Source organism: Streptomyces sp. NPDC001787 (assembly GCF_040297465.1).
In the GTDB taxonomy this organism is placed as follows: domain Bacteria; phylum Actinomycetota; class Actinomycetes; order Streptomycetales; family Streptomycetaceae; genus Streptomyces.
Genome location: NZ_JBEOZE010000070.1, coordinates 1 through 1,850, shown reverse-complemented (window position 1 = coordinate 1,850; position 1,850 = coordinate 1). Strand labels below are relative to the sequence as shown.

Annotated in this window: 1 rRNA gene; it reads right to left on the bottom strand. The window is 56.3% G+C overall.

The annotated features are described in order from the left end of the window. Positions 1–22 precede the first annotated feature (22 nt). Positions 23–1,850: ribosomal RNA gene (locus tag ABT170_RS40575) — 23S ribosomal RNA — on the bottom strand; the annotation flags it as partial.

Genomic DNA, 1,850 nt, shown 5'->3' with positions numbered 1-1,850 from the left:
AACACAGTGGACGCGAGCAACTGAGGACAAGCCCTCGGCCTATTAGTACCAGTCAGCTCCACCCGTTACCGGGCTTCCACATCTGGCCTATCAACCCAGTCGTCTACTGGGAGCCTTAACCCTTCAAGAGGGTGGGAATACTCATCTCGAAGCAGGCTTCCCGCTTAGATGCTTTCAGCGGTTATCCTTTCCGAACGTAGCCAACCAGCCATGCCCTTGGCAGGACAACTGGCACACCAGAGGTTCGTCCGTCCCGGTCCTCTCGTACTAGGGACAGCCCTTCTCAATATTCCTACGCGCACAGCGGATAGGGACCGAACTGTCTCACGACGTTCTAAACCCAGCTCGCGTACCGCTTTAATGGGCGAACAGCCCAACCCTTGGGACCGACTCCAGCCCCAGGATGCGACGAGCCGACATCGAGGTGCCAAACCATCCCGTCGATATGGACTCTTGGGGAAGATCAGCCTGTTATCCCCGGGGTACCTTTTATCCGTTGAGCGACAGCGCTTCCACAAGCCACTGCCGGATCACTAGTCCCGACTTTCGTCCCTGCTCGACCCGTCGGTCTCACAGTCAAGCTCCCTTGTGCACTTACACTCAACACCTGATTGCCAACCAGGCTGAGGGAACCTTTGGGCGCCTCCGTTACTCTTTAGGAGGCAACCGCCCCAGTTAAACTACCCATCAGACACTGTCCCTGATCCGGATCACGGACCCAGGTTAGACATCCAGCACGACCAGAGTGGTATTTCAACGACGACTCCACAACCACTGGCGTGGCCGCTTCAAAGTCTCCCACCTATCCTACACAAGCCGAACCGAACACCAATATCAAACTATAGTAAAGGTCCCGGGGTCTTTCCGTCCTGCTGCGCGAAACGAGCATCTTTACTCGTAGTGCAATTTCACCGGGCCTATGGTTGAGACAGTCGAGAAGTCGTTACGCCATTCGTGCAGGTCGGAACTTACCCGACAAGGAATTTCGCTACCTTAGGATGGTTATAGTTACCACCGCCGTTTACTGGCGCTTAAGTTCTCAGCTTCGCACACCCGAAAGTGCACTAACCGGTCCCCTTAACGTTCCAGCACCGGGCAGGCGTCAGTCCGTATACATCGCCTTACGGCTTCGCACGGACCTGTGTTTTTAGTAAACAGTCGCTTCTCGCTGGTCTCTGCGGCCACCCCCAGCTCAGGAAGCAAGTTCCCTCACCAGTGATGGCCCCCCTTCTCCCGAAGTTACGGGGGCATTTTGCCGAGTTCCTTAACCATAGTTCACCCGAACGCCTCGGTATTCTCTACCTGACCACCTGAGTCGGTTTAGGGTACGGGCCGCCATGAAACTCGCTAGAGGCTTTTCTCGACAGCATAGGATCATCCACTTCACCACAATCGGCTCGGCATCAGGTCTCACCCTTATATGTGTGACGGATTTGCCTACCACACGGGCTACACCCTTACCCCGGGACAACCACCGCCCGGGCTGGACTACCTTCCTGCGTCACCCCATCGCTTACCTACTACAAGTCTGGTTCATCGGCTCCACCACTACCCTCAACTCCGAAGAGATCGGGCCGGCTTCACGGACTTAGCATCGCCTGATTCAGTACTGGGCGTTTCAAAGCGGGTACCGGAATATCAACCGGTTGTCCATCGACTACGCCTGTCGGCCTCGCCTTAGGTCCCGACTTACCCTGGGCAGATCAGCTTGACCCAGGAACCCTTAGTCAATCGGCGCACACGTTTCTCACGTGTGTATCGCTACTCATGCCTGCATTCTCACTCGTGAACCGTCCACAACTCGCTTCCGCGGCTGCTTCACCCGGCACACGACGCTCCCCTACCCATCC